The sequence below is a fragment of the uncultured Alistipes sp. genome, assembly GCF_949296715.1.
In the GTDB taxonomy this organism is placed as follows: domain Bacteria; phylum Bacteroidota; class Bacteroidia; order Bacteroidales; family Rikenellaceae; genus Alistipes.
The window spans coordinates 1-2167 of sequence record NZ_CASFQD010000017.1 but is presented as its reverse complement, the minus strand read 5'-3'; the positions used below and the strand labels follow the sequence as shown (position 1 = coordinate 2167).

3 protein-coding genes and 1 pseudogene are annotated in these 2167 nt (G+C 58.0%); 2 read left to right on the top strand and 2 right to left on the bottom strand.

Translation table 11 applies throughout. The annotated features are described in order from the left end of the window. On the top strand, positions 1 to 271 hold a 271-nt coding region (locus Q1Y33_RS02665), incomplete at its 5' end, for a tyrosine-type recombinase/integrase (RefSeq protein ID WP_300797999.1). A 94-nt stretch (positions 272 to 365) separates the two neighbouring features. Here the strand turns inward: Q1Y33_RS02665 and Q1Y33_RS02660 are convergent. Together Q1Y33_RS02660 and Q1Y33_RS02655 are read right to left on the bottom strand one after the other, a co-directional pair. Next, on the bottom strand, positions 366 to 815 hold the full coding sequence (locus Q1Y33_RS02660) for a cupin domain-containing protein (protein WP_253012195.1): 450 nt from the start codon (positions 813 to 815) through the stop codon (positions 366 to 368). A gap of 39 nt (positions 816 to 854) precedes the next feature. After that, positions 855 to 1751, bottom strand: coding sequence for a radical SAM mobile pair protein B (locus Q1Y33_RS02655; protein WP_087263756.1), 897 nt, complete (start codon positions 1749 to 1751; stop codon positions 855 to 857). Positions 1752 to 1879: 128 nt separating this feature from the next. On the opposite strand from Q1Y33_RS02655, the pseudogene Q1Y33_RS02650 reads away from it, so the two are divergent. Continuing rightward, positions 1880 to 2167: pseudogene (locus Q1Y33_RS02650) on the top strand (AraC family transcriptional regulator); the annotation flags it as partial.

The following is a 2167-nucleotide window of genomic DNA, read 5'->3' as shown; positions in this document are numbered from 1 at the left end:
GCGGGGCAAGCTGCTGCCCGTCCCGTCGAATACGAAGATGAACGCCTACCTGAAGGAGATAGCGGATATCTGCCAGATTCCCAAGCATCTGACCACGCACCTGGCGCGCCATACGTTTGCCACGCTGGCGATTGAATACGGAATGCCGATCGACATTATCGCCAAGATTCTGGGCCATACGAATACGAACATGACGCGGCGCTATGCGAAGATCTCCGAGGCGAACATCAGCCGTGAGATGCGCCGCATCGGCAAGGTGCTGACGGCATAAACCGGTTGTGTTATTTCGGGTAACAGCCGGTAAGCAAGACAGGCGTGATGCCGTCGCAAACGGTATCACACCTGTCATTTACTGTATGGAGACCTTACCAACAAATCGGTTCGTTCAGAATCACACCGTCGGCAGCGTCCTCGGCCGTAAAGGTGCCGCCCTTGTACTGTACGCATAGCATGACAAGCGCCTCGCGGCCCGTATTGCGGACGGAACGTCGTCCCGCAGGAGCTACCCGCACTACCGAACCTTCACCGATCGGGAAGATCTTGCCGTCGACCTGGAATTCACCCTCGCCCGAGAGAAAGAAGTAGAGTTCCTCATGGGTTTTGTGGGTGTGGAGGAACCCGGTCTCCGTGCCGGGGGCATACGACTGGAAGGAGAACTCCGCACCCGTTGCCTGCAAGGCCGCACCACCGAAGACCTTGCCCGGGATCTTGACGGCCGGATTCAGCTCCAGCACGAATTCGTTCAGTTCGCTCAATTTGCCGAGCCCGATTGCACTGAAATTTTCGGATTCGGCGATCTTTTCAATCTGTTTCATCGTTTATCGTGTTTTAAGAGGTTTTCCGTTTACGGCATCCTACCGCTCCGAGGATCGGTTGTTGAGCCGGATTTTTTCGTGATAGAAGTAGTTGACCACAACCGGACGTCCCTTTTCGGAGCGGCCGTACGGCAGGTCGTTCACGCGATATGGCAGGCCGTTTGCGGCAGCATAGGCGGCCATCTCGTGTTCAAGCGCCTGCCAATAGTCCGTCCGGCGGCGGTTGTAGATCTCCTCGTATAAAGGCACCAGTTCGGGATGCTTTTCGCGGATATAGGCCAGGATCGTTGCCTTGAACTGCCCGCGCAAGTTGAGATTCTCGAGCCAGACGAGGTCGGCGAAGTCTTTCACCCGTTCGATGATGGCCTTCGGGTCGGTGATGCCCGGAAAGATCGGCGAGACGAAGCAGACGGTGCGGATGCCCGCCTCATAGACCTGCCGCATGGCCTCGAGACGCCGCTCGATGCTCACCGCGCGGTCCATGTCGGCACGGAAAGCCTCGTCCAGCGTGTTGACTGACCACGAAACCGTCACGCGCGGGAACGTGCGCAACAGGTCCAGGTCGCGCAGCACAAGATCCGACTTGGTGCAGATCATGATCTCGGCCGTCGTGCCGCGCAGCTCCTCAAGCAGATGGCGCGTGCGCTGAAACTGCTCCTCGAAGGGATTGTAGCCGTCGGTCACCGAGCCGATGACGATACGCTGGCCGTCGAAGCGGTGCGGATTGCCGACGGGTTTCCAGTGTTTGACATCGAGAAACGATCCCCAGGGTTCGGTGTGGCCCGTGAAGCGCTTCATGAACGAAGCGTAGCAATATTGGCAGGCGTGAGGACACCCCACGTAGGGGTTGACCGAATAGCCGCCCACGGGCAGCGACGAGCGGGTCATGACGCTCTGCACGTCGATGTCGCGGATGATCTCCTCTTGCTGGTTCATATTCCGGATGTTTTGTGAGGCAAAGATCCGAAGATTTTTTGTGCAAAACCATGCCCGAAAGGGGGTAATGTATGCCATTTTGATAAATAATGTTCTATCTTTGTCATCGAATAACCCGGATGCGAGCGATGAAGACAGCGACAAATCCCCGACGGCTGGTCACCGTGCCGTTCAGCAAGACGCAGTGCGGCGTCGACTTCTACATCAATACGGGCCGCAGCGAAGAGATCCGCGGCGTACTGACCGAGAATCCGCTCTTCCGGACCGACTTCTTTGAGTTCTTCTTCCTGCACAGGGCCCGAGGCGTGCTGTTGCTCGGCGGACGCCGCATCGAGCTGCACGACGGCATGGTGCTGCTCCTCTCGCCCCACCAGCAGCAGCGCTGGCTCGTAGACGAGGCGGAGCTCGACTACACG